Genomic DNA, 892 nt, shown 5'->3' with positions numbered 1-892 from the left:
AGCTGATACAGATGCTGAGTGACTAGCGCTTACTGATGCACTTACGCTTGCACTTGCTGAAGCACTTTGGCTTGCTGTTGCTGAGCTTGATGCTGATTGGCTAGCACTGATGCTTGCTGAGATAGAAGCTGATGCGCTTTGGCTCGCACTAATTGACGCAGAGTGGCTCGCGCTTGCTGAGATAGAAGCTGAGTTCTGGTTGTTAGATGCTGAAGCTGAAGCTGATTGGCTTGCTGATACAGACGCTGAAGCTGATTGGCTAGCTGATACAGATGCTGAGTGACTAGCACTTACTGATGCTGAAGCGCTTTGGCTCGCACTAATTGACGCAGACTGGCTCGCGCTTACTGAAATAGAAGCTGAGTTCTGGTTGTTAGATGCTGAAGCTGAAGCACTGATGCTTGCGCTCACTGATGCTGAAGTACTTTGACTTGCAGATACAGACGCTGAAGATGAGTGACTAGCTGATACAGAGGCTGAGTGGCTAGCACTGATGCTTGCGCTTACTGATGCTGAAGCACTTTGGCTCGCACTAATTGACGCAGACTGGCTCGCGCTTACTGAAATAGAAGCTGAGTTCTGGTTGTTAGATGCTGAAGCTGAAGCACTGATGCTTGCGCTCACTGATGCTGAAGTACTTTGACTTGCTGATACAGACGCTGAAGCTGATTGGCTAGCTGATACAGATGCTGAGTGACTAGCACTTACTGATGCTGAAGCGCTTTGGCTCGCACTAATTGACGCAGACTGGCTCGCGCTTACTGAAATAGAAGCTGAGTTCTGGTTGTTAGATGCTGAAGCTGAAGCACTGATGCTTGCGCTCACTGATGCTGAAGTACTTTGACTTGCTGATACAGACGCTGAAGCTGATTGGCTAGCTGATACAGATGCT

At 48.8% G+C, this 892-nt stretch carries 1 protein-coding gene; it reads right to left on the bottom strand.

What is annotated here, in order from left to right; translation table 11 throughout:
* Nucleotides 1-892: hypothetical protein (locus tag D8797_RS10030; protein ID WP_185780878.1), on the bottom strand; the 892-nt coding region annotated here is incomplete at both ends.

Origin of the sequence: Streptococcus cristatus, from assembly GCF_003944225.1 — a bacterium.
In the GTDB taxonomy this organism is placed as follows: Bacteria; Bacillota; Bacilli; order Lactobacillales; family Streptococcaceae; genus Streptococcus; species Streptococcus cristatus_K.
The sequence above is the reverse complement of the archived record's forward strand: the minus strand, read 5'-3'. Positions and strand labels throughout refer to the sequence as shown.